This window comes from Geomonas agri (assembly GCF_020179605.1).
Taxonomy (GTDB): Bacteria; Desulfobacterota; Desulfuromonadia; order Geobacterales; family Geobacteraceae; genus Geomonas; species Geomonas agri.
In genome coordinates this window covers 2,554,933-2,576,522 of the sequence record NZ_JAINZO010000001.1, presented here as the reverse complement: position 1 = coordinate 2,576,522, position 21,590 = coordinate 2,554,933, and the positions used below count along the sequence as shown (strand labels likewise).

Annotated in this window: 19 protein-coding genes and 1 riboswitch; of the genes, 7 read left to right on the top strand and 12 right to left on the bottom strand. The window is 58.6% G+C overall.

Features of this window, described 5'->3' with window-relative positions; all coding sequences use genetic code 11:
• Nucleotides 1-160: 160 nt before the first annotated feature.
• The gene (locus K7R21_RS11250; RefSeq protein WP_224983363.1) at nt 161-373 is read left to right on the top strand and encodes a GSU3473 family protein; all 213 of its coding nucleotides are present in this window, start codon (nt 161-163) and stop codon (nt 371-373) included.
• Nucleotides 374-390: 17 nt separating this feature from the next.
• Here K7R21_RS11250 and K7R21_RS11245 read toward each other — a convergent pair whose 3' ends face one another.
• Nucleotides 391-2,574 carry a hypothetical protein gene (locus tag K7R21_RS11245; RefSeq protein ID WP_224983362.1) on the bottom strand — a complete coding sequence of 728 codons (2,184 nt, stop codon included), beginning with the start codon at nt 2,572-2,574 and terminating at the stop codon, nt 391-393.
• 63 nt (nt 2,575-2,637) lie between these two features.
• Nucleotides 2,638-2,714, bottom strand: a riboswitch (cyclic di-GMP riboswitch).
• Between the two features lie 351 nt (nt 2,715-3,065).
• On the opposite strand from K7R21_RS11245, the gene K7R21_RS11240 reads away from it, so the two are divergent.
• Nucleotides 3,066-3,272: a hypothetical protein gene (locus K7R21_RS11240; protein WP_224983361.1), complete on the top strand. Its 207-nt coding sequence runs from the start codon at nt 3,066-3,068 to the stop codon at nt 3,270-3,272.
• A gap of 237 nt (nt 3,273-3,509) precedes the next feature.
• Nucleotides 3,510-4,256, top strand: a complete 747-nt coding sequence (locus tag K7R21_RS20845; protein ID WP_318248344.1) for a C40 family peptidase — start codon at nt 3,510-3,512, stop codon at nt 4,254-4,256.
• 42 nt (nt 4,257-4,298) lie between these two features.
• Here the strand turns inward: K7R21_RS20845 and K7R21_RS11230 are convergent, their stop codons facing one another.
• The 5 genes from K7R21_RS11230 to K7R21_RS11210 form a co-directional block, all read right to left on the bottom strand.
• A complete protein-coding gene (locus K7R21_RS11230) occupies nt 4,299-4,790 on the bottom strand; it encodes a hypothetical protein (RefSeq protein WP_224983360.1) in 492 nt (163 codons plus the stop codon).
• A gap of 360 nt (nt 4,791-5,150) precedes the next feature.
• On the bottom strand, nt 5,151-5,480 hold the full coding sequence (locus K7R21_RS11225; protein WP_224983359.1) for a hypothetical protein: 330 nt from the start codon (nt 5,478-5,480) through the stop codon (nt 5,151-5,153).
• Between the two features lie 161 nt (nt 5,481-5,641).
• Entirely contained in the window at nt 5,642-6,196 is a 555-nt protein-coding gene (locus K7R21_RS11220; RefSeq protein WP_224983358.1) for an NADPH-dependent FMN reductase, read from the bottom strand.
• A 146-nt stretch (nt 6,197-6,342) separates the two neighbouring features.
• Nucleotides 6,343-7,464 (bottom strand): sensor histidine kinase, encoded by a 1,122-nt coding sequence (locus K7R21_RS20840; RefSeq protein ID WP_224983354.1) that lies wholly within the window; start codon nt 7,462-7,464, stop codon nt 6,343-6,345.
• Between the two features lie 212 nt (nt 7,465-7,676).
• The gene (locus K7R21_RS11210; protein WP_224983353.1) at nt 7,677-7,988 is read right to left on the bottom strand and encodes an MGMT family protein; all 312 of its coding nucleotides are present in this window, start codon (nt 7,986-7,988) and stop codon (nt 7,677-7,679) included.
• Nucleotides 7,989-8,145: 157 nt separating this feature from the next.
• Here K7R21_RS11210 and K7R21_RS11205 point away from each other — a divergent pair, with 157 nt between their 5' ends.
• A complete protein-coding gene (locus K7R21_RS11205) occupies nt 8,146-8,574 on the top strand; it encodes a hypothetical protein (RefSeq protein ID WP_224983352.1) in 429 nt (142 codons plus the stop codon).
• An 81-nt stretch (nt 8,575-8,655) separates the two neighbouring features.
• Here the strand turns inward: K7R21_RS11205 and K7R21_RS11200 are convergent, their stop codons facing one another.
• Nucleotides 8,656-9,027 carry a DUF6944 family repetitive protein gene (locus K7R21_RS11200; protein WP_404813638.1) on the bottom strand — a complete coding sequence of 124 codons (372 nt, stop codon included), beginning with the start codon at nt 9,025-9,027 and terminating at the stop codon, nt 8,656-8,658.
• Between the two features lie 133 nt (nt 9,028-9,160).
• On the opposite strand from K7R21_RS11200, the gene K7R21_RS11195 reads away from it, so the two are divergent.
• The 3 genes from K7R21_RS11195 (at nt 9,161) to K7R21_RS11185 (ending at nt 11,458) form a co-directional block, all read left to right on the top strand.
• A complete protein-coding gene (locus K7R21_RS11195) occupies nt 9,161-9,805 on the top strand; it encodes a GyrI-like domain-containing protein (RefSeq protein WP_224983348.1) in 645 nt (214 codons plus the stop codon).
• 103 nt (nt 9,806-9,908) lie between these two features.
• Complete coding sequence (locus tag K7R21_RS11190; protein WP_224983347.1) at nt 9,909-10,250, top strand: cupin domain-containing protein; 342 nt, start codon at nt 9,909-9,911, stop codon at nt 10,248-10,250.
• A gap of 56 nt (nt 10,251-10,306) precedes the next feature.
• Nucleotides 10,307-11,458 carry a hypothetical protein gene (locus K7R21_RS11185; protein ID WP_224983346.1) on the top strand — a complete coding sequence of 384 codons (1,152 nt, stop codon included), beginning with the start codon at nt 10,307-10,309 and terminating at the stop codon, nt 11,456-11,458.
• Nucleotides 11,459-11,464: 6 nt separating this feature from the next.
• Here the strand turns inward: K7R21_RS11185 and K7R21_RS11180 are convergent, their stop codons facing one another.
• The 5 genes from K7R21_RS11180 to shc all read right to left on the bottom strand — a co-directional run bounded on the left by K7R21_RS11180 (nt 11,465) and on the right by shc (nt 21,501).
• On the bottom strand, nt 11,465-14,989 hold the full coding sequence (locus tag K7R21_RS11180; RefSeq protein WP_224983345.1) for a PocR ligand-binding domain-containing protein: 3,525 nt from the start codon (nt 14,987-14,989) through the stop codon (nt 11,465-11,467).
• A 284-nt stretch (nt 14,990-15,273) separates the two neighbouring features.
• On the bottom strand, nt 15,274-16,272 hold the full coding sequence (gene hpnH, locus K7R21_RS11175; RefSeq protein WP_224983344.1) for an adenosyl-hopene transferase HpnH: 999 nt from the start codon (nt 16,270-16,272) through the stop codon (nt 15,274-15,276).
• Nucleotides 16,273-16,394: 122 nt separating this feature from the next.
• On the bottom strand, nt 16,395-18,302 hold the full coding sequence (gene dxs, locus K7R21_RS11170) for a 1-deoxy-D-xylulose-5-phosphate synthase (protein WP_224983342.1): 1,908 nt from the start codon (nt 18,300-18,302) through the stop codon (nt 16,395-16,397).
• Between the two features lie 154 nt (nt 18,303-18,456).
• The gene (gene hpnA / locus K7R21_RS11165; protein ID WP_224983341.1) at nt 18,457-19,449 is read right to left on the bottom strand and encodes a hopanoid-associated sugar epimerase; all 993 of its coding nucleotides are present in this window, start codon (nt 19,447-19,449) and stop codon (nt 18,457-18,459) included.
• A 9-nt stretch (nt 19,450-19,458) separates the two neighbouring features.
• Complete coding sequence (gene shc, locus K7R21_RS11160; protein WP_224983340.1) at nt 19,459-21,501, bottom strand: squalene--hopene cyclase; 2,043 nt, start codon at nt 21,499-21,501, stop codon at nt 19,459-19,461.
• Between the last annotated feature and the right edge of the window lie 89 nt (nt 21,502-21,590).

The following is a 21,590-nucleotide window of genomic DNA, read 5'->3' as shown; positions in this document are numbered from 1 at the left end:
GGAGGGTGGCGCACCGGCGCAACCGCCCCAATAAGACCTTGAATCGGTCAGGTCCGTGGGATAGAATGCTTAGTGGCTGGCATGATTTATGAAGAAGGGGGTGGGTGTCGAATTCGACTATTTAGGTCAGAAAGGGGAGTCCTACCAAACGGAGAGCCGTATGGGTATCACGGTGATTTTTCACAACGGGGAAGAGAAGAAGGTCCCTTCATATATGCTCGATTACCTGATCCGGGAAAACAGGATCGTGGCGTTTCAGCGGTCTTCGGGGTGGGTCCACATCGGGCGTGACCCGATTCGGAAGTCGCAGCAGCCGCTCACCAGGGCAGGGGAGCGGTGGAGCGACTTCCTTTTCAAGAGAAAGCAGGCTTGATCTAGCGTAAAATCTTTCTAAGCCAACCTCAAGGCCGGGCACCGCTTGAGGCGCTCCTGTCGTTTCGGACCGGTCGCTTCGAGCGGGACCCGCTCCATCATCAGCCCTACCTCTTCAGCGAAGCTTATCGCACACCGCACCGTCCTGGCGTAGGACTCTTCGTCCCGGGGCTGGGCCTCAGGCAGGTAAACCCTGGTCCGGTGGCTCGTTGTCCCGTAGATCGCCGCGACAACGACTTTGTCCTCTCCCTTGCGCAGCGAGCAGATGTAGCCCTGGCAGCTTTCCTGTCCTCCGGTCCCTTCCGGCGACAGGTAGGCGTTGTTGATGGACTGGTGCAGTTCCAGGACGTCATCGGCGGAGGGGCAGTCGATGGCGTCCAGGCCGGTTTCGAGCAAGAAGCGGACCGGTTCGTCGTCGCTGGCTGAGAAGAAGCCGTTCTGCAGGTCTCCCAGCGGGACGAATGACGTTTCCTGCTCTCCGAAGAAACCAGCGCGACTTTTTTCGGCAGCGGGGGCTGGCTCCGAAGGGGCCTCTCCCCCTGGCTCCGCGACGTCCGCGGTGCGATCCCAGGCAGGTTCCATCTCGTGCGCTGCCTGCAACTCCGAGAAGGGGGGGAGGGCGCCTTCCGCGAAGGTGGGCAGCGGCTCGGCACTTACATCCTGGATTCCCGGCAAGATCCGGCTCGGAAAGGCTTCCTCGCCCGGCCTGCACCCGGTGTTACTGTCTGCGGCGTCCCGGGGAGTAGCGGGTGTGGCCTCCTGGAGCGTTTCCGGTTGTTCTTGCTGCCCATGCTTCCCATCCGGTACGCGCCCCGGTGTTTCGGCCGGTTCCGCATCCAGGTGCTCTTCCTGGTCCGCCAGCCGCTGCAGGGCGGCATCTCTTTCCCCCTGCGCCCGTTCCAGTTCCTTGCGTAAGTGCGCCTGCGTCTCCTCGGCTTCGCGCGCTTGTCGTTCGTCCCTGGCGGCCAGCCGTGCGAGAGCGGTGTCCCTTTCGGCCCCGACCTGCACCAGTTCCCGACGCAACAGCCCCAGTTCGGCGTCAGTTCCCGTCTGTTCGCTCTGCGCTGCCAGTCGCTGCAGCGCCGCATCCCGTGCGGAGCTTGCCTCGGCCAGTTCCCGGCGCAGGGTGTCCAGTGCCTGATCCTTGCTCCGCGTGGACTCTTCCAGCGCCTCGGCCCGTTGCCGGGCGCCGGCGGCCTCACCGGACACCTTTTCCACCTCGAGGCGGGCCTCGTCGAGCTGAGAAACGGTTTCGCGGTGCTGCAGCAGCGCCGCCCCCGAGTCTGCCAAGGCCGCATCGCGTTGCGCGGAGAGCGCGGCGATGTCATGCCTGGCCTGGGCCAGGTTTTCCAGCATCGCGTCGTGGGTTCGCGACAGTTCGGCGTTTTTAGTCGACAGTGCCTCACGTTCAAGGGCCAGCTCGGCGACCTGCTTTTGCAGTTGGGCAATCACGGCATCCTTCGCCGCCAGCAACTCGTCCGTCTGCTGCTGGGACCGCAGCGCGTCTTTTGCCCCGGCTATGTCCTCACTGGCTTTGCGGAGAGCGCTCAGTTCGTTGTCGGTCTCGCGCTGCTGGGTGGAGAGTTGCTGCAGTTGCCTGGCCAAGGCATCACGCTCAGCCGTCAGCGTCTGGTGCTCGTGCTGCATCCGGGCCAGCGCTGCCAGCAGTTCCCCACCGTCTTTTTGCACCGCAGCCACTGCCGTCGCAGCGACAATCGGTGCCGGAGCGGGGGTGTTTTGCACAGCAGGTTCATCAGCGGTGGTCACGCTTTTCAGGAGCATGGGGAGGACCGGCGCACCGGCCAGGCCGTGCTTGAGGCCCGCCCCCTTGCTGCCGGGAAGGCGCAGGACCTTGGTGTTGCGCACCACTACCTCGCGCATGGCCGGGCTGTAGCTGAGATCCACCCGTTCAGGGCTGAATCCCATGGCACTGGCGCAGCTGAGGCTTTTTTCGATTTCTTCGGGATATTCCTGCTCCCGTTTGCCTTTGCCGGGGCTGGAGTAGACGTAGATTTTGTGGTCGTTCACCACCAGCGCGAGGTACACCTTCACCAGCGTTTTTCTCCTGATGGCGCAGATGTAGGCCTCCATAGCCTCGGTGCGTTGGTCGGAACTGCGGGTGATGGGGGCGGAGCGGTAGAGATCGACGACGTCGGATTCGGATACTTCGATACAGCCTTGGGTACTATCGAGTGCCAGCATAAGACCTCCAGTATCCGCTACTCGGTTACCGAATAAAAAAAAGCCGGGTTGCCTAATAGATATTTCGGCAACCCGGCTGTCTTCGTGAGACCCAATGGGCTTTCCGCCCCACCCTCGCGGGTGGTTTAGTATTATCGTGTATCGATCTGTATCTGGGGGCGCCGGTGGCAGCCGGACACCTATGTGTAGGGCGTTGAATACATTACACTATCTCCCCCCAATAAAGCAACCGGCATTTGCCCGGAACGTCACCGTGCCGGCCGCCCACCTTGCCGGGGCACAAGCCGGTGGCGGACAGCCACCTTTTTCAATTCGTCGTTGACTTTCATGTGGAGCTGCATAGAATCGTATACATAAAAAATCGGCCCGTTTTTAATGGGACCGACGGCGCCTCGTTCATGTTACCATAGTTGATATGACGAAGAAAAACCTGAACTGGATGTGAGGCTTAACTCTTCATTATATATGTTGTGGCAGGGCAGGGGGACTTCATGGCGAACATAGAACACGACGAGCATGGTTTTACCTGTGAGTGCGGGCTGCGTAACGAATACCCGGTTTACGTGCAGGCCCATTGGAGCGTTCGGTTGTCCTATTCCTGCGCCTGCCAGCGGCAGTATATTCTTTATCGAGGCACGGTCGTGAAGACCTCCCGCGAGTCCGCGGAGATTTCCGACAGCGAGGCCTTCGGCGACTGATTCTTCTCCCGCCCCCGGCCAAGCCCGGCATTGTCACCCTCCACTCCTTTCCTTCCTATCTTGGCTGCCAAATTGCAAAGTAAAGTCATCGTGGTTCTCCTGCGCTGAAAAAAGACCACTGAACCGGGGCCGTCCCGTGCTCCAGACCGACTGGCGGTGACGGAGCGATGACTCCCTGCGTCAAAAAATCGCCTGCTGCGGCGCCTCGCTGTGCGGCAGCCGTGAGACGAGTTCACCATGACCATAAATTACTTGCAGGCAACATCCCCTATCGCGTTACCACGTGACGCGTGCCTGGACAAGAAGGCTCCCGCCACCTCTTCGGGATTTCAGTCCCTGCTGCAGTCCATTACCGGTGCGTCCGACACGGAGACGGTTTCTCCACGGGTTGCGGCCGAAATGCTCCGGGTTCAGATGATGCAAAGCACGCTGGCCCTGGCGGTTTCGGACTCAGGATCAAATGCCGCCTCCGGTGCTGCATCGCAGTCGGTACCGGGATTCGGGTACGGTCTCGGTCTCCCCGGCACCTACCTCGGCAGCGCGGCGTTGGAGACGGCCGAGGCGGAAGGCGAACCGGTCCCCTCGGCGCGTGCGCCGGTGACCAGCGACACGGCAGACGAGGTCGACCACATCGGCGCGACCGCGGCGCGCTACCTGGGTACGCCCTACCGGTTCGGCGGAGAAGGGGCGGACGGCATCGATTGTTCGAGTTTCGTGCAGCAGGTATTCCACGCCAACCAGATCGACCTGCCGCGAACCGCCCGGGAGCAGATCAATGTCGGCAGTGACGTCCCAGCGGGCGAACTGCGCAAAGGGGACCTGGTGTTTTTCCAGACCTACGCGGAGTACCCGTCCCACGTTGGCATCTACCTTGGCGACGGCAAGATGATCCACGCCTCCTCCGGGAAAGGGGAGGTCACCATCTCCGACATGAACAGCGACTACTACCGCCCACGCTACCTGGGGGCGAAGCGGGTCATCTGACCGTGCTGCGGGCAGGCCCCGACTCCCAGCGGTGGACTCCGCCTAGATGTCTGCCAGTTCACGGAAGCTGTTGATCACTTCCTTTACCCTTCCCATTAGCGCCTTGAACCGAGCCTGGGCGGTCCCTTCGCGCGCGGCATCGTCGGGTGACCAGACCTGGCGGACGGTCGTCACGTCGACGTTCTTGCGCATCGTGATTTCATCGTAGTTGTCAGTGATGCCGCAGCAAAGGGCTCTTTGCCACTCGTCCCTGCTCGCCAATTTCCATCTGGACCTGAATTCGACGAAGGACGGCTCGTTGCCGAAATTCATCTCGCTCACATCTATCGTCAGCGGTTCGCCCTGTGCGTTGCGGTGAACACTCTCCACGTAAGCGACATGCCAGTAGCTCTTGATGGCGAAGATAGCGACATCCCCCTCGGTGACCTCGGCAATGTCAACGTTTTTGAGGGTTGGCATGTCGTCGCGGGTCGGCATGGGAAAGGAGGGGATCCTGGACTTGACGTAATCAACGCAATATCCCCCTTTGTCCATCCAGTCCCCGCAGTTGCAGGCGGCATAAGATGTCCGGATCCCGGAAATCGTCAGTAAAAAAAAGATCAACATACAGCTCTTCATAGGGGTCTCCATAAGGCGTGGTCGCCCGGCCCGGGAAATGCGCGGACCAAAGCTCGGACGCCGGCCGTCAGCCGGCCGGCGGGAGCAGGCGGAGCGGCGCAACACGGCGCAACACCGCACAATACGGCGCCTGAAGCTGGGACCGCACACGCATGCTGGAGCGCGGTGCGGACGTGATGGTCCGAGCGGCACGCGGGCGAACGCGGGCACGGGGCGCGGTGGCGAGGGGCGGCAGTTCCTGCACTGACACCAGCTGTGCACGATGCTAGTTGTGGATTAGCCTTGGAATTCTGGGGGAGCGCGGCCGGAGTGGGGGATGACCGTGGATGAGGGATGCAGCGTTGGGATGGCGTGGATGACGGCGCCGTACGTGGGGGCGGAAACACATTCCACCACCTGCGGCAACACGGCGACCAGATCGTGATGCTGCTTCAGCTGAGTCGAAATATTCTTCTGTTGGAGCTCGAAGGTGACGCGATGGAGCGGCTTGGGGCGATGGGGACGCGAGATGTCGGGCACCCGGGCACCGGCACAGAGCAGGGCGAGGGTGACCAGGAATATCACGAAGGTCCGGGGGCGAATATGAGCGGTGTGATTGCGTCTCATAGGGGGGCTCGATAGCGCTCACTAATAGCACGTTTGCCGATAAAAGGAAACCCGCTATGTTCGCCCTCCGCGGTCCAGCTGCATCGTCGCGGCTTTCGAAACGGCCCCCAACTTACGCCGGGGGCCGTTTCGAAAGTCCGCGTTGCTTGTTGCCACGACGGTCACTGTGCGTGGCGCTTCACCCACTGGACGTAGCGGTCCATCCATGCCTGCAGGAACTTGACGGTGTCGGGGTTGGTGATGTCGCCCGCCGCGTCGAAGAAGCCTTCCTTGACCTGGATGAACACCTCGGGCTGTCCCATGGTGGGTACATCGAGGTAGGCGAGGGTGTTGCGCAGGTGCTGCTGGGCCAGTGCGGTGCCGATCTGCCCGATGGAGGCGCCCAGGACGCCGGCGGGCTTGCCGGTCCAGGCGCTGGTGCCGTAGGGGCGCGAGGCGTTGTCGAGGGCGTTTTTGAGCACGCCGGGCACGGAACGGTTGTACTCAGGCGTCACGAAGATGAGACCTGATGCCGCCTTTACCTCGCTTTTCAGGCGCACGACAGACTGCGCCTGGTTGTCATCGTCGTCCTGGTTGTACAGTGACAGGTCGCCTATCTCGAGAAATTTGAACGAGAAATCCGCCGGCCCGAGTTTGATCAACGCATTGGCGAGCTTGCGGTTGATCGAGTCGCGCCGCAGGCTCCCTACGATAATGGCTATCTGGTACTGGCTCATAACCTTCTCCTCTCTTGATAGCGAAATAATCACAGCTATGACTATAGCACCGTGTCTTCGCTTTGCTATCAAAGAAGGCGAGGCATGTATCACTCCGAAAGCAGGAACAACCTTTTCGGGGCGGGGGAACGTTATCGAGTGTGAGGTCAGTTAACCGGGATCTGGAACTTGAACAGCGTTCCTTGGGTTGTGGAGGAGGAGAAGCTGACCTTGCCTCCCAGCAGTTTCTCCCCGATCAGTTGCATGGAGAAGGTGCCCACCCCCCGGCCGGAACCATCCTTGGTGCTGAAACTGCGCTGGAAGATGCGGCACTGCACCTCCTCGGGGATGGCCTTTTCGTTCCAGACGCAAAAACGCAAGGCGTCCGGCTCCTGCTCGAACCACAGTTTCACCGCACCGTGCTCCTCCGTTGCCTCCAGGGCATTGAGAACCATGTTCGACATGACCCTCAAGGCCAGTGACTTGTCGGTCTTCACGCTGAGCAGCGGCAGCGACTCAGGGAGCAGCATGGACTTCTCCGTGGCTGCGTCGTGTTTGTCGAAGATGCCACGGAGTTCGGCGAGAAGCTCGCCGGCCGTTGTGTCGTCGCGTGACGGGCGGTATTCCAGGAAGTCGTTCTTGAAGAGACACCGCTGGATCTCGAGTTCCTTGTGCAGCCTCAGGGCCGCGCGGTAGATCATCGCCGCCATCTCCGACTTGTCTTCCCTTACCAGGTATTGGCTCGCGCCCAGCAGACCAGTGAACATGTTGCCCATGTCATGGAAAAAGGTTCTCTCCAGGGCGGCGCGCAGATGTTCCAGGGTAACGTCGTGCAGGAAGAGCAGTATGAAGGTCTGTCCCTCCAGCTTCAGGGTACTGGCGCGAACCATTATCGCGTACTCGGCCGCCGTCTCATCCTTAAGAGTGCTGAGCGAGCACAACTCTTCCGTCGGCCCCTCGCCGTTCAGTGCAGCGACCATGGCAATGACGGCACCGCAGGTACTGCAGTACCGCGTGGTCCCGCAACCGGCAGGTTCATCGTTGCTGTGCACGCATCCCAGCACCTCGCCCAGGCGAAGTCCCAGCACTGGACCAGGGTCGTCGATGCCTAACGTTTTCAGGAAAGAGTCGTTGAGGCCGACAACCTGGCGGTGTCCATCCAGTACCGCTATCAAACCGCCGATCGAGTGGAGCAGTTCCTTGATGATGGGGCTGGTGGTGACGGCTGCTATTTCTTCTTGTAGTTGATCGTTTGTGGTGCGTTCGGCAGGAGCGAAATGGGTATCCACAGCAGCCTCCAAGGGAGTGATCCGATCAGAACAAGCTGTACATGCCAATGCCATTGTTGCGTGTTAGAGACAGGGGAAGTACGATGGGGCTACTCTAATTATTTTTATCTATGGTGTCAATCGGTTGTTGCACACTGCGTTTTCCACCTTCGGCTGGCCGACTGTACTGGGGCTGTGAGCAGTGTAGGTGCAGGCACGACCGTGGGGGGGGATTACGGTCGCCACCGGTAGAGGTCGAGCGGGATGCGCCCATGGCAGTCGAAATGCACTCCCTCGTCTTCCAGTCGCACACGCTGTAGTTCATCCCCCTCGCTCCCGCCGGAGCGCAGGCTGATCTCCCCCTTGGCGTTGATGACCCGGTGCCAGGGGACGGAAGGATTGTTAAGCGCGCTGAGGGCATAGCCGACTTGGCGGGCGTGTCCCGGCAGGCCAGCCAGCGCAGCGACCTGCCCGTAGGTCGCCACCTGTCCCCTGGGGATGCGGGAAACGACGGCATAGATGGCTTGATAGGTGGATAAGTTCATCGCACGTCTGAGAGCATTTTCTGCGGATGCTCGGCCGGTTAAATTTATGCCTCTTCCACTTGCATACCTCACGCAGGATAGTAGTATTCGACGAGGCGGAAGATTGGCCACAGCTAATTAAACTACTTGTTCAAGCATGCGAAAAAGGAGGTGCGATGTGACTCCTCAACCCCAAAGAATACTGCGGGATTACCGGACCGCGGGGGCAACGAAGTTTCATTCGATCAACCAGAGTGTAAGGAATGCATTAGCCGACAAAACGAGGTTCCCTGATTCGTTCTGGACGGCGCGGCAAACAGTGCTGGAGGCGTATCTGGCGGCATCGGAAAAGCACGATGCACTTTATCACGAGTCGATGCTGGGGAGCAAAGTCGTTATTGCGGAGCGCGAGGCGAGCCAGGGAAAACTTGTCATTTTGATGGATGAAGTGGCATCTTTCCTGGAGCTGGTGGCACTGCGTAACCCAGAGATTCTCATCATCTCAGGTTTCCATCTTGCCAAAGAACGAAGGGCGCACACGAGGTCGAAGGCAACTGCAACAACTCAGACCGTGCAAGAAGACGGCAAAAACAGTATCCCCGCTTAATATTCCAACTTCCGCCACAAGGGCCAATGCCCCGAAGTTCAAACCGGGGGATGCCGCTAGGCATCCCCCTGCCATTTTGCTTCATTTTCCACCCATCTTCTCCCCTCCAAAGGCAGGCGCGGCAAGTGAGTCGTCTAACGCGTTGAGTGTGTCACTCATCGCGGCAAGTGAGTCACCCATCGCGTCGAGCGAGTCACTCGTCGCGTCAAGCGAGTCACCCGTCGCGTCAAGCGAGTCACCCGTCGCGCCAAGCGAGTCCCCTGTCGCGCCAAGCGAGTCACCCGTCGCGTCAAGCGAGTCACCTGTCGCGTCAAGCGAGTCACCCGTCGCGCCAAGCGAGTCACCCGTCGCGCCAAGCGAGTCACCCGTCGCGTCGAGCGAATCACCCATCACGCCGAGCGAGTCACTCATCACGCAGAGCGAGTCGCCCGACGTGGCAAGTGAATTGCCCAAAGCGCTTGGAGGACCTCGACTGGACAACAGTGGGGAAAATTAACTTGAACAGGGGGGGGCGTTAATTTAAAGTGCCTAACTGCAGAGGTTTCTTGATCGTCCTCAACTTACCATCCAAGAGGTGTTTCCGCTCATGTCCAGACGTGAGCAGAAAGTGGAGGTGAACGTGGGAAAGATGGACTTCTTGAATAAGTTAAAGCACCTCTACGGTCCGTCTGCAAAGAAGGTCGAAATTGTAGACGTCCCCGGGATGAACTTCCTCATGGTCGACGGCGAAGGGGATCCGAATACGTCGCAAGCATTCAAGGATGCTGTAGAGGTCCTGTTTTCGCTCTCCTATACGCTCAAGTTCATGCTGAAAAAAGGAGAATTGGGCATCGATTACGGCGTGCTGCCACTCGAGGCGCTGTGGTGGTCTGATGATCCTTTTGCATTCACGGCAGGGAAAAAGGAACTTTGGAAATGGACCGTGATGGTTATGCAACCGGATTTCATCACACCTGCGTTGGTAGACGCGGCGACAAAGGAAGTGCAACGGAAGAAAAAGCTGGCATCTCTGTCCCTGGCAAGGTTTGAGGCCTTCAAAGAGGGAAAAGCAGCACAGACATTGCACATCGGGCCGTTCACGGAGGAAGGGCCCACAATCGAGAAGGTTCATTCCTTCATAGAAAGCGGTGGCAGTCAAAAGACAGGAAAACACCACGAGATATATCTAAGTGATATGCGCCGTGCTGTACCCGAAAAATGGAAAACAATCATCAGGCAACCGATGTCATAATGAAACTTGTCAGTAGACGCGCAAGGAACGAGGGGAAATTCAAAAAAATTGACAATGTCTTCTTTGTTCTTTGTTAGGAACTGCGTATAGAGAGGAGATCACTATGAGCAATGAAGAGGTTCCTGAAACGAGAGGTGTTTCGGTGCAGTTACTTGCAACGGTGGATCTCGGCCCGGAGATCGAGGGGATGGAGGGGCGCCAACTCCGAATGAGAATGGTGACGATCGATCCCGGAGGTGTCTTCGGCCCATTACACGACCATAAAGACAGACCGGGCACGGTCTATATCCTGCAAGGGACAATTACCGACCATCGAAATGGGGCTGCGACGGAGTACGGGCCGGGAGTTGGTTGGCCCGAGGATAGGAATACCACACACTGGCTTGAGAACAGAGGGGAGATTCCAGCGGTGGAAATCTCCGTCGACATAGTCAAGAAGCAGTGAGCTTCAACGCGACCGCCTAGGGACATAGGGAGGACGCCCGCCTGGAGATACATATCATGAAAAAACTATCCATCACCTGTCTTGTCTTGGCTTCCCTGCTTGCGGGCTGCACTCAGTACATGTATGGCGTACCCCAAGAATCCTGGGACCGGATGAGCGAACCGGAGCGGATTGAGGCGATACGGGTGTACGAGCAGGATCAGCGGGAACGCCGACAGGCTGCGGAGGAGAGGGCTCGGCGCCAGGCGGTGGAACGTGAGCGGGAAAGGGCACGGCAGGCCGCGCTGGAGCGGGAGCGGCAGGAACGTATCGATGCAATACACAGGGGTGAGGGTGCCTTTGGGGAACTGATCCGGGTTCGCTTGCAAGGAGGGGAGATCAAGATCGGCGACCGGCACCACCACTACGAACCCTTGACGTTCACCATTGCCGACGGTGAAACCCGCAGGATCGGCGTGGCCGACCACAAGGGGAGGGCGGTGGATTTCACCGTAACCTATGCCGGTGGTGCTCTTACCTTCGAAGGACTCCGTTTTCCCTATGAGCGGCGCTGGGCGAGGGGAGAACTCTATACCGACACCGGCACCTCCGGACCCCTGGCGTTACGGGGAGTGGATGTCTTCGTTCAGGTCCACGACCGTTCCTCTCGATTCGAGCGGGAGGTGCCAAGACTGGTCATCAGGCGGGATGAGCCGCCGGTGGTAATCAGGGAAAGGGAACGCCCAGCGCCTCCGCCTACGATCATAGTCGAGAAGGAGCGGCCAAAACCTCAACCGGTAACTCCCGCATCCCCTGCACCGGTGCGTCAAACGGCCACCCAAGCACCGGTGGGCCAGCCTAGTAACCAAGCGCCGGTGCGTCAGCCGGCGGCCCCCGCGACGGTGCGTCCTCCGCGCACCGTGGCGGTCGCCCTCCTCGCGGGGGAGTTGAAGGTGCAGGGCAAGAAGCAGCAGGTGGAGCAAGCCACGGTGCGTATTGCCGAGGGCGAGAGCCGGGAGCTCACAGTCAAGTCCGGGGCGGAAACCCGCACGATCTCACTCCACTACCAAAACGGCGAGGTCTTCATCAACGGCACCCCGGGAAAGGGGCGCAGCGATATGCGCCTTCGCTTCGACAAGGACTGGAAGACGGGGAAGCTATACCGCTTCGACCTGAAAGGGAAGGTGTCCCTGGATAAAGTGGAAATGAAGGTGACAGGGGGGGAATGACATCTTTTAACTGTTATCCAAAACCTCGCGCAGTTTGTCGGCCAAAGAGTTCACGTTATACGGTTTTTGTATGAAATACAGCCCTTCGTCGAGTACTCCGTGGTGGGCGATGACGTTTGCTGTATATCCTGACATATATAGACATTTAAGCTGTGGACACATAGACTTCAGCTTTGCTGACAATTCCCGTCCATTCATCTCCGGCATGACAACATCGGTTATGAGTAGATCGATCTGGCAGGTTTTTTCACTGGCAAGCCGAATGGCTTCGCTCGGCGAATTGGCAGCCAACACGGTGTAGCCTTGGTTCATAAGAATCGACTTGGTAATATTCAGGATGGTCAGGTCGTCTTCTACCAAAAGTATAGTCTCCTGGCCACGCTTCGCCGGTTCGACGGCTTCTTTCGTCGGGGCCGGCACGGCAGCTCCACTGTAGCGAGGGAGGTAAATCGTGAAAGTGGTCCCCAGGCCAGGTTCGCTGTAAACGTTGATACTGCCATTATTCTGTTTGACGATGCCGTACACGGTGGCCAGTCCGAGGCCTGTACCTTCTCCAACGACTTTGGTAGTAAAGAATGGCTCAAAGATCTGCGCCAAGGTTTCTTTATCCATTCCAGAGCCAGTATCGCTTACGGAAAGTCGCACGTACTCGCCAACAGTAAAACCGGCATTTTGGGCACAGTATTCCTCGTCTATGACGCTGATCCCGGTCTCAATAGTGATTGTGCCACCATCAGTCATTGCGTCTCTGGCGTTGACACAAAGATTGGCAAGAACCTGGTCGACCTGTGACGGGTCCAGCTTTACCTCCCACAGGTTGGGTGCCGGGTGCCAGTTGAGATTGATGTGCTCGCCAATAAGGCGCTGCAACATCTTGAGCATCCCGGATACGGTTTCATTGAGATCAAGTACTTTAGGTTCGATGGTTTGTTTGCGGGCAAAGGCTAACAGTTGCCGAGTAAGATCAGCCGATTGTTCTGCTGCCTTGCGTATACCGATAAAATATTCCTGCAGTCGGGCAGTGTCTTGCTCCATATCGGCCAGTTGACAATAGCCAAGAATGGCAGTCAGTTTGTTGTTAAAGTCATGGGCGATTCCACCCGCAAGACTTCCTATAGACTCCATCTTCTGAGCCTGGTGCAGCTGTGTTTCGAGATGTAATTTCTCCTCCTCCGCATGTTTCCGTGAAAGCGTATTTGCAAAGAGCTGCGCAGCAAGATGAAGCTGTTTCACAAGCTCTTCTGCCCAGACATGTTCCTCCCGAACCATGGCAAAAGATATAGAGCCAAGAATTTTTGCTCCCTTGTCGCTGAGCGGAAAGACCAACGAGCTCTTGATGCCGTAATGGCCAAAGCTCTCCTTGTCGCGTGCTGCTTCGGCAGGCACATCATCCATTGAATTGAGCGCAACAATTTTGCCTGAAAGTGCTTGTTGCTCGATCCAGGGGAAAGATTCCTCCGCTAAAAGCGTTTCCGGAGGCACGGGACCGTCATGATTTCGATACAAGTGAGTTAACTTGAATCCAGGTACGCCTTTGGGCAGTCGCTGGAAAATAGCTGAGAGGTCAAAATTCAGCAATTCACAGATACTGCGTTGGGAATCAATTATCCTTTGATCCAGTTCCTGTACTGTTACGTCCAGGAATTGAGTAGAGAGCTCTGCAAGCAAAGTGGAGAGTTGAAGTGTTTGCGTCAGCATCTGGGTGGAACGTTTGTGCTCGGTGATGTCCTTCCCAAAAACTGAAATGCCAAACACTTCGTTATCATTCTTGAGAAGATGGAAACTTAGTTCCAATATTATCGATCCTGCATAGGTGGTGTATTCTGTCGTAAAAGAGGTTTCAGACAAAGCACGCCTATATAAATCGTGCCAGCGTTGAACATATTCACCAGGGGGGAAAAGATCCTCCGGCCGCATACCTTTTTCAAGGTGGATGCCAAGCTTATTAAAGAAATATTCGCTGATACCATGATTGTATGAACAAATACTGAATGTCACAGGATCAACGGACCAGATGAAATCCGCTGTACTGTCGATGATACCGTGAAGAAGGCTCTGGGATTCGGCAAGCGATTTTTCAGCTAATGCCTGTTCTTTACGGACACGCAACACCGTGATCCCAAAAGCCAGATCGTCGGCCAACTCGCTCAGCATCTGTATTTCTATCTGCGTAAATGCGTGTGACTCGGAAGAATAGACTGTAAGTGCACCGAAAGCTCCGCCGCTTTTCCCCTTGAGAGGTAAGGCAATGCTCGAATGAAAACCATGCCTCAAGGCTTTTTCTTTCCAGGGAGCCATGCGAGGGTCAGTTGCAAAATCCTGGGTATAGATGGCTTCCGTCTGGCGAATTGCTGTTCCGGTGGGGCCTTGCCCCCACGTGGTATCAGACCAGGATATTTTCGCGCCGTCTAAATACCCGTCTTCATTTCCTGCAAAAGCGACAGGTCGAACCGTTTTGGCTTCGTCGTGTTCCGCGAAACCGACCCACGCAAAGCTATAGCCGGCCTTTTCACACACAACGGTACAGATGTCTTTAAGAAGTGCATGCTCGTCTTGTGCATGTATAAGAATCTTATTGCAGTTGCTGATAGCCGAAAGCTCCCGGTTCAGGCGCTGAAGCTCGTCTTTGGCTTGTTTGCGTTCAGTCATGTCCCGCGAAACAGCCAGCAGCTTTTCAATGGTACCGTCAGCACCCATGATTGGACTGACGATAACCTCCCACCACTTTGGTGTGCCTTTGGCGGTGGGACAATAGCCATTGAAGATGCCGACATCTCCTCGTGCCGCCTTATCAACTACCTGCTGGGCACTTTCCTTGCCGTCTTTCCAGAAATCTACCCATGAGAGGCCTAGATAGGGGGTTGCATCTTCCATTTCAAGCAGTTTTTGCCCCCCCTCACTGAGTGACAATATGTGCCCTTCGAGGTCCAATACTTTGATACAGTCGGTACTGCTCGATATTATGCTCCGGTTGAACTCTTCACTTTTTTGCAGTGCCTGCAGGGCCTCTTGCTGTCTTATTGCTTGTAATCCCTGTTCTGCAAGCATACGGGCAAGTTTGGCGATAAAAGCCAGGTTCTTGTGAAGTTGCTCCTCCGTGAATATAGGCACCTTGCGTACCGCCGCCAGATACTCACTTTCGTCAAATCCGTACTTATGGGCTTGCTCTTTGAAATATGACTCATCGGGCGGCTCTATGAAAAGCTGGCCGGTGAAGACATTGCCAAGATGTTTCCCTTCAATGATGATCGGTGTTGCTGTATCGACAAGTCCCATCGGGCAACGGTAGATAACATGAGCCCTATTTTCGGACAACTCGGCCCCAATATGCTGATCGCTTTCGATGCACTTCTTTTCAGTGGTGGGGTTCACCCGGTGGAATTTGGTGCAGATGTCCTGCCAGGCCGTAGCAGTGAGGATGGTGCCTTCGGTATCGATAATGGCAGACGGGAGGCTGTGGACTTCATCCAGCGAATCAAGCAGCTCCTGAAGTTTGGCAACATCAATTAGGTCTTTAAGAGTGTAGCGCACGCATTGCCTCAACAGAACAGTATTGGTGAAATTGAACTTTAGTCAGAGAGTCCCTTCAGGCCATCAACACGGGAGATTATATCCTTGACTCCACATTTCTTCAATTCAGTCCTATGCAGAGCCATGACTTCGTTACTTCCTTGTCGGCCGTGTCACATATAGGAGCTGGGCGGCTTCGTTAGATTTTGAGGCTTAACGTGTCGACGGTGCGATGGTGAACGAACAAAAAAAGGGCAGCCTCACGGCTGCCCCTTATTGTTTTCAAGATTGATGGAGGACCAATCTTAGGTCAAGTTCCAGAGGAACATTTCCCACATCTCTTTCCAGCTCTTGCCGATCTCCTCGACGACGGTCGGCTCGAAGCCGCAGTGCATCATGCATTGGGCGCAGCGCGGGTCTTTGCCGACGCCGTACTTGTCCCACTGGGTCTTCTCCATCATCTCGGCGAAACTGCCGTAGTGCTCGTCGGTGATGAGGTAGCAGGGTGCCTTCCAGCCGCGCGGGTTGCGGGTCGGGTTGCCCCAAGGGGTGCACTGCAAGTCCTTCTCCCCCTTCAAAAACCTCAGGTACATCGGGGTGGAGAAAAAGCGGAAACGCTTGCTCATCTCGTACACGGCTTCGAACTTCTTCTGGATCTCGCGCCGCTCCAGGAACAGCTTCTCACCGACTGCCTCGTAGCCGAAGCCGGGGGCGACCAGGAAGCCGTCGACGCCCATATCCCTCAGGTGGGAAAAGAGCATCTCGATCTCGATCAGGTCGGTTTCCTTGAAGATGGTGGTGTTGGTGCAGAGCCTGAAGCCGAGCTGCTTGGCCTTCTTGATGGCGGACATGGCGATCTTGAAGGTACCGGGGCGCTCGAGGATGCGGTCGTGGGTCTCTTCCATGCCGTCCAGGTGGACGTTGAGCACGAAGTTCGGGTGCGGCTTCAGCGTATCGAGCGCCTTCTCGAGGAGCAGGGCGTTGGTGCACAGGTAGATGTGCTTGCCCCTTTTGAGCACGGCGTCGATAAGTTCGAAGATGTGGGGATACAGAAACGGTTCGCCGCCGGTGATGGTGACCACCGGTGCCGGGCACTGGTCAACGGAGTCCAGGCACTCTTCGAGGCTCATCATCTCCTGGATGGTATCGGCGTACTCCCTGATGCGGCCGCAGCCGGAGCAGGCGAGGTTGCACAGGTGGGTCGGCTCCAGCATGAGGACCAGGGGATACTTCTCCTGTTTCTTCATCTTGTTGCCCATGATGTAACGGGTGAGATCGTAATTCAATCGCATCGGAAAACGCATTGTAGAGTATCCTTCCGGCTGTTCTTTGGTTGACGACTGATAAAGACGGCTGCGGGACAGGCCGAGGAGATGAAGCTTTCAGCCTGTCCCGCGTTAGCTGCCTGAGTGTAACGAAAACGCTGCTACTTTACCACGGTTAGTTGCGGATGAATGCTGCCGGCTCCCTTGAGGAAGGCCTGGCAGGTGGCGGCGATGCCGGCGCCGTCGAGCCCAAGGTCGGCGCGCAGCTGGGCCTGGCTTCCCTGTTCGACGAAGCTGTCGGGGATGCCGATCCGCTTCACCCGCACCCCGGTGAGACCCGCGTCGGCTACCGCCTCGAGGACGGCGCTGCCGAATCCGCCCAGAAGGGCGTTCTCCTCGACGGTAACGACGCAGCCGGTGCGTCCGGCCTCGGCAAGGATCAGGTCGCGGTCCAAGGGCTTCACGAAACGGGCATTGATCACGGAGGCGAAGATGCCCTTCTGCTTCAGGATGGCGGCGGCCTCCAGCGCAGGATAGACGGTGGAGCCGATGGCGACCAGGGTCAGGTCGGTTCCCTCGACCAGCAGTTCCCCCTTGCCGACTTCGAGCGACTTCAGCTCCTTGTCCATAGCCACGCCGAATCCGGCGCCGCGCGGGTAGCGTAGCGAGACCGGGCGGCCCAGGTAGATAGCGGTTTTCAGCATGTGCTGCAGCTCGTTCTCGTCCTTGGGGGCCATGACGGTGAGCTCGGGGAGGTGGCGCAGGTACGAGATGTCGAAGGCGCCGTGGTGGGTCGGGCCGTCGTCGCCAACCAGGCCGGCGCGGTCAAGAGCCAGGGTCACCGGGAGCTTCTGCAGGCAGATGTCGTGGAAGATCTGGTCATAGGCGCGCTGGGTGAAGGTCGAGTAGATGGCGGCGACCGGGCGGAACCCTTCCACCGCGAGCCCCGCCGCGAAGGTCAGGGCGTGCTGCTCGGCGATGCCGACGTCGAAGAACCGGTCCGGGAACCGTTCCCCGAACGGGGTGAGCCCGGTGCCGTCGGGCATGGCCGCGGTGATGGCCAGGATCTTCTCGTCCTTTTCTCCCAGCTTGACCAGGGTGTTACCGAAGACGCTGGTATACGAGGGGGGAGCCTGCTTGCTCGGGGTAGCACTGGCGGGCTTGGTGGGGGCCACGCCGTGGTACTTGTCCGGCATGTCCTCGGCCGGACCATGGCCTTTCCCCTTCTTGGTCATGACGTGCAGCAGGATCGGGCCTTCCAGCCGCTTCACGTTCTCCAGTACTCCAAGGAGGGTGGGGATGTCGTGCCCGGCGATGGGGCCGACGTACTCGAAGCCGAGCGCCTCGAAGAGCGTCCCCGGGGTGAGGAATCCCTTGAGTGAGTTCTCCGCCTTCTTGGCAAAGTGCAGGATGTTGCCGCCGATGGCCGGGATGCCGGCCAAAAGTCCCTCCATCTCCTTCTTGAGGCTGCGGTAGTAGGTGCCGGTCATCTTGCGGGAGATGAAGGAGGAGAGGGCGCCTACGTTCTTGGAGATGGACATCTCGTTGTCGTTTAGGACCACGATCAGGTTCTTCTTCAGGTGCCCGGCCTGGTTGAGGGCTTCCAGCGCCATGCCGCCGGTGAGCGAGCCATCCCCTATCACCGAGATGACACGGGCGTTGTCGCCCTTCAGCGTGTGGGCCACGGCAAGGCCGAGCCCGGCCGAAATCGAGGTGGAGGAGTGGCCGGCGCCGAAGGCGTCGTGGGGGGACTCGGAGCGCTTGGGAAAGCCGCTGATCCCCTTGTAGCAGCGCTGGGTGTGGAAGCTGTCGCGGCGCCCGGTGAGGATCTTGTGGGTGTAGGCCTGGTGGCCGACGTCCCAGACGATGTTGTCTTTGGGGGAGTCGAAACAGTAGTGCAAAGCGATGCTGAGCTCGACGACGCCCAGGTTGGAGGCCAGGTGTCCGCCGGTCTTCGCCACCGTATCCATGAGGAAGCCGCGCACCTCGTCAGCGAGCAGCACCAGCTCCTCGGCATCCAGCTTCTTCAGGTCGTCGGGACCGTTTATCTTGCTGAGCAGTGTGTACATGGATCTCCTTGAGAACCCTACGATTAAAGAACAAAACCATTGGCCACGGAGAACATCTGAAACTTCTGAAAAACCGTTTAAAACCCGAAACCCTTGGCCACGTCTTACGGTCCGTAGCCTTTACGGCAAAGGGACACTTGTGCCCCGTAGCCCTTTAGGGCGAAGGGGCATAGCCGTTGTCTTTGAACCACTTCACCGCGCGCTCCAGGGCGTCTTCAACGGGAGTCTGCGGCAACCCCAGCTCTGCTTGCGCCTTGCCGGAATCGAAATACATGAATTTTCTCGCCATCTGCACCCCCGCCAGCGGGATGAGCGGTTCGCGCCCGGTCACCGCGGAGAGCGCATGGTTGGCATAGGCGGCCATGAGGACCGGGTAGTAGGGAAGCTTCACCCGCGGCGCCTTCAGCCCGGTGAGCGCCGAGAGCATCTCGAAGATCTGCGCCATGGTGAGGTTGCGGTTCCCCAGGATGTACTTCTGCCCGATCCTTCCTTTCTGGGCCGCCAGCAGGTGCCCCCGCGCACATGCCTCGACGTCGATCAGGTTCAAGCCGGTGTCGAGGTAGGCGGGCATCTTGCCGTTCAGGAAATCGACGATGATCTTTCCCGTCGGCGTCGGCTTCACGTCCATCGGCCCGACCGGGGTGGACGGGTTCACAATCACCAGCGGCAGCCCCTTCTCCAGGTATGACTCGGCGGCACGCTCGGCGAGGAACTTGCTCTTCTTGTAATCGCCGACCATGTCGACGAAATCGACCGGGGTCTCCTCGGTACCGGGGGTGCCATCGCCGGGGTTGCCCAGCGTCCCCACGCTGCTGGTGTAGACGACCCTGCCAACGCCCGCGGCGAGTGCGGCGGAAAGGATGTTGCGGGTGCCCAGCACGTTGGCGTCGTACATCGCTTGCGGCGTCCGCGTCCAGAGCCGGTAGTCGGCGGCGGCGTGGAAGAGGAGGTCACATCCGGACAGTGCCCTGACCAGCGGCTCGCGCTCGGAGAGATCCCCCTCGTGCAGTTCCAGGTCGAGCCCGGCCAGGTTGCGCCGGTCCGAGCCGGGGCGCACCAGCACGCGTACCTGGCAGCCATCCTTCAGGAGCTCGCGCACGATGCTCGCGCCGATGAAGCCGGTGGCTCCGGTGACGAAGGCTTTCATATCCGGCCGCTACTCCGCCGCGCCGGTGAGGGTGCGGTAGGTCCCCAGCGCCATGAGCGGGAAGCAGTTGCGGTAGATGTGATACTTGATCATGAAGTACTTGGGGAACCCGGTCCCGGTGTACTGCGTTTCGTCCCAGGTGCCGTCCTGCTTCTGGGTCGAGATCAGGTACTGGATGCCGCGCACCACGGTGGAGGAGTGGGCCTCGCCGGCCGCCATGAGACTCAAAAGGGCCCAGCCGGTCTGCGATGCCGTGCTCTCTCCCATCCCCGCCAAGGTGGCGTCGTGGTAGGACTCGCAGGTCTCGCCCCAGCCGCCGTCGATGTTCTGGCGCGACTTGATCCAGTTGACCGCCTTCTTGATGTAGGGCTGCTGCATGTCCTCGCCGATGGCGGCAAGGCCGCACAGTACGCTCCAGGTACCGTAGAGGTAGTTGACCCCCCAGCGCCCCCACCAGGGACCTTCCGGCTCCTGGTTCTTCTTCAGGAATTCCAGGGCGCGCTGCGCCGCCGGGTAGGTGATGGGATAGTCGAAGGTCCCCATCAACTCCAGCATCCGGCCGGTGAGATCGGCGGTGGGCGGGTCGATGAGCGCCTCAAGGTCGGCGAACGGGATCTTGTTCAGGATGTGCCTGGTGTTGTCCTTGTCGAAGGCGCCCCAGCCCCCGTTTTTGCTCTGCATCCCCAGGCACCAGGTGATGCCCCTCTTCACCGCGCCGTCGAGCGCCTTGCGGTCCTTCACCTCGATCCCCTTCAGGGCGATCATGACGAAGCCGGAGTCATCGACGTCCGGATACCAGTCGTTCAGAAATTCGAACGCCCAGCCGCCCGGCTCGAGGTCGGGGGACTTGATCTTCCAATCGCCCGGGCGCCTCACTTCGCGCTCCAAAAGCCACTGTGCGCCCTTCACCAGCGAGGGGTGGTCGGACGGCACGCCGGCGTCGACCAGGGCCTTCAGGGCAAGTGCCGTATCCCACACCGGCGAGACGCAGGACTGGAGCACCAACTGCTCCTCAGTCTCGATGCAAAAGTGCTCCAGCGCCTTCAGCCCCTGGGCCACCGCCGGATGCTCGTTCTCGTAGCCCAGGACGCTCAGCGCCAGCACCGCGTTCAGCATGGCCGGCTGGATGCCGCCCCAGTCACCGGATTCCTCCTGGTGTTCCAGCACCCATTCCTCGGCCTTGGCCATGGCCCGCTTGTGGAAGGGGCGGATGGGGCTGCGCTCGTAGACCTTGAGCATGTGGTCCAGGCCGATGAAGAAGTTTTTCCAGGTGAAGATCCCTTCTTCCTTGGTGAAGGTGTAGTCGATGGCGCGTGGCGGCCGCACGAACAGTTCCTGTACGCGCTGCGCGGGGGGGAGTTTGTGCACCGGCCGCTTGTACATCACGATGGAGAGCGGGATGATGGTGGCCCGGGCCCAGCTGGAGAATTCGTAGATGTTGATGTAGGCCCAGTTGGGGAGCAGGTTCAGCTCCACCGGCATGCTGGGCACGCCCAGCCAGTCGAACTCGCCAAACAGGGCCAGGAAGATCTTGGTAAAGACGCGGGACTTGATCACCCCACCCTTGGAGAGGATGAAGGCGCGCGCCTTCTGGAGCGCCGGGTGCTCGGCCGGGTAGCCCGCGAGCTTCAAGGCGAAGTAGGCCTCGACGGTGGTGGAAAGGTCGCCCGGTCCGCCGTAATAGATGGTCCAGAATCCCTCCTCGGTCTGCTTGGAGAGGAGGTAGTTGCTCATCTTGCGCTCGCGCTCGTGATCGACCAGCCCGAGGAAATGGAGCAGCATTATATATTCTGCGGTGATGGTGACATTGGATTCCAGCTCGGCCCACCAATATCCTTTGGGGAGCTGTTCACGGAAGAAGAAGTCGCGGCTTCCTTCAATGGCGAGGTCAAGAGGGCTCTTTGCCTTGCCCGGTTTACTCTTCCAGAGAGCGGGGGGGAACTGGTGGACCGTTGCCCCTGCCTTGTGTTCGACGTTCAACTCCGGCTCACTAACGGTGCCGCTGAATGAGGTGAGTGCATGTGATATGGGGTGCTTGAAGGGGGACGTCACCACATACTCCTTTCTGCCGGATTGGTGCTAATTAACTCAGTGTAACTGCTTTACTCATAGTTACAAGGCTGGAAATCTACCATGGATTT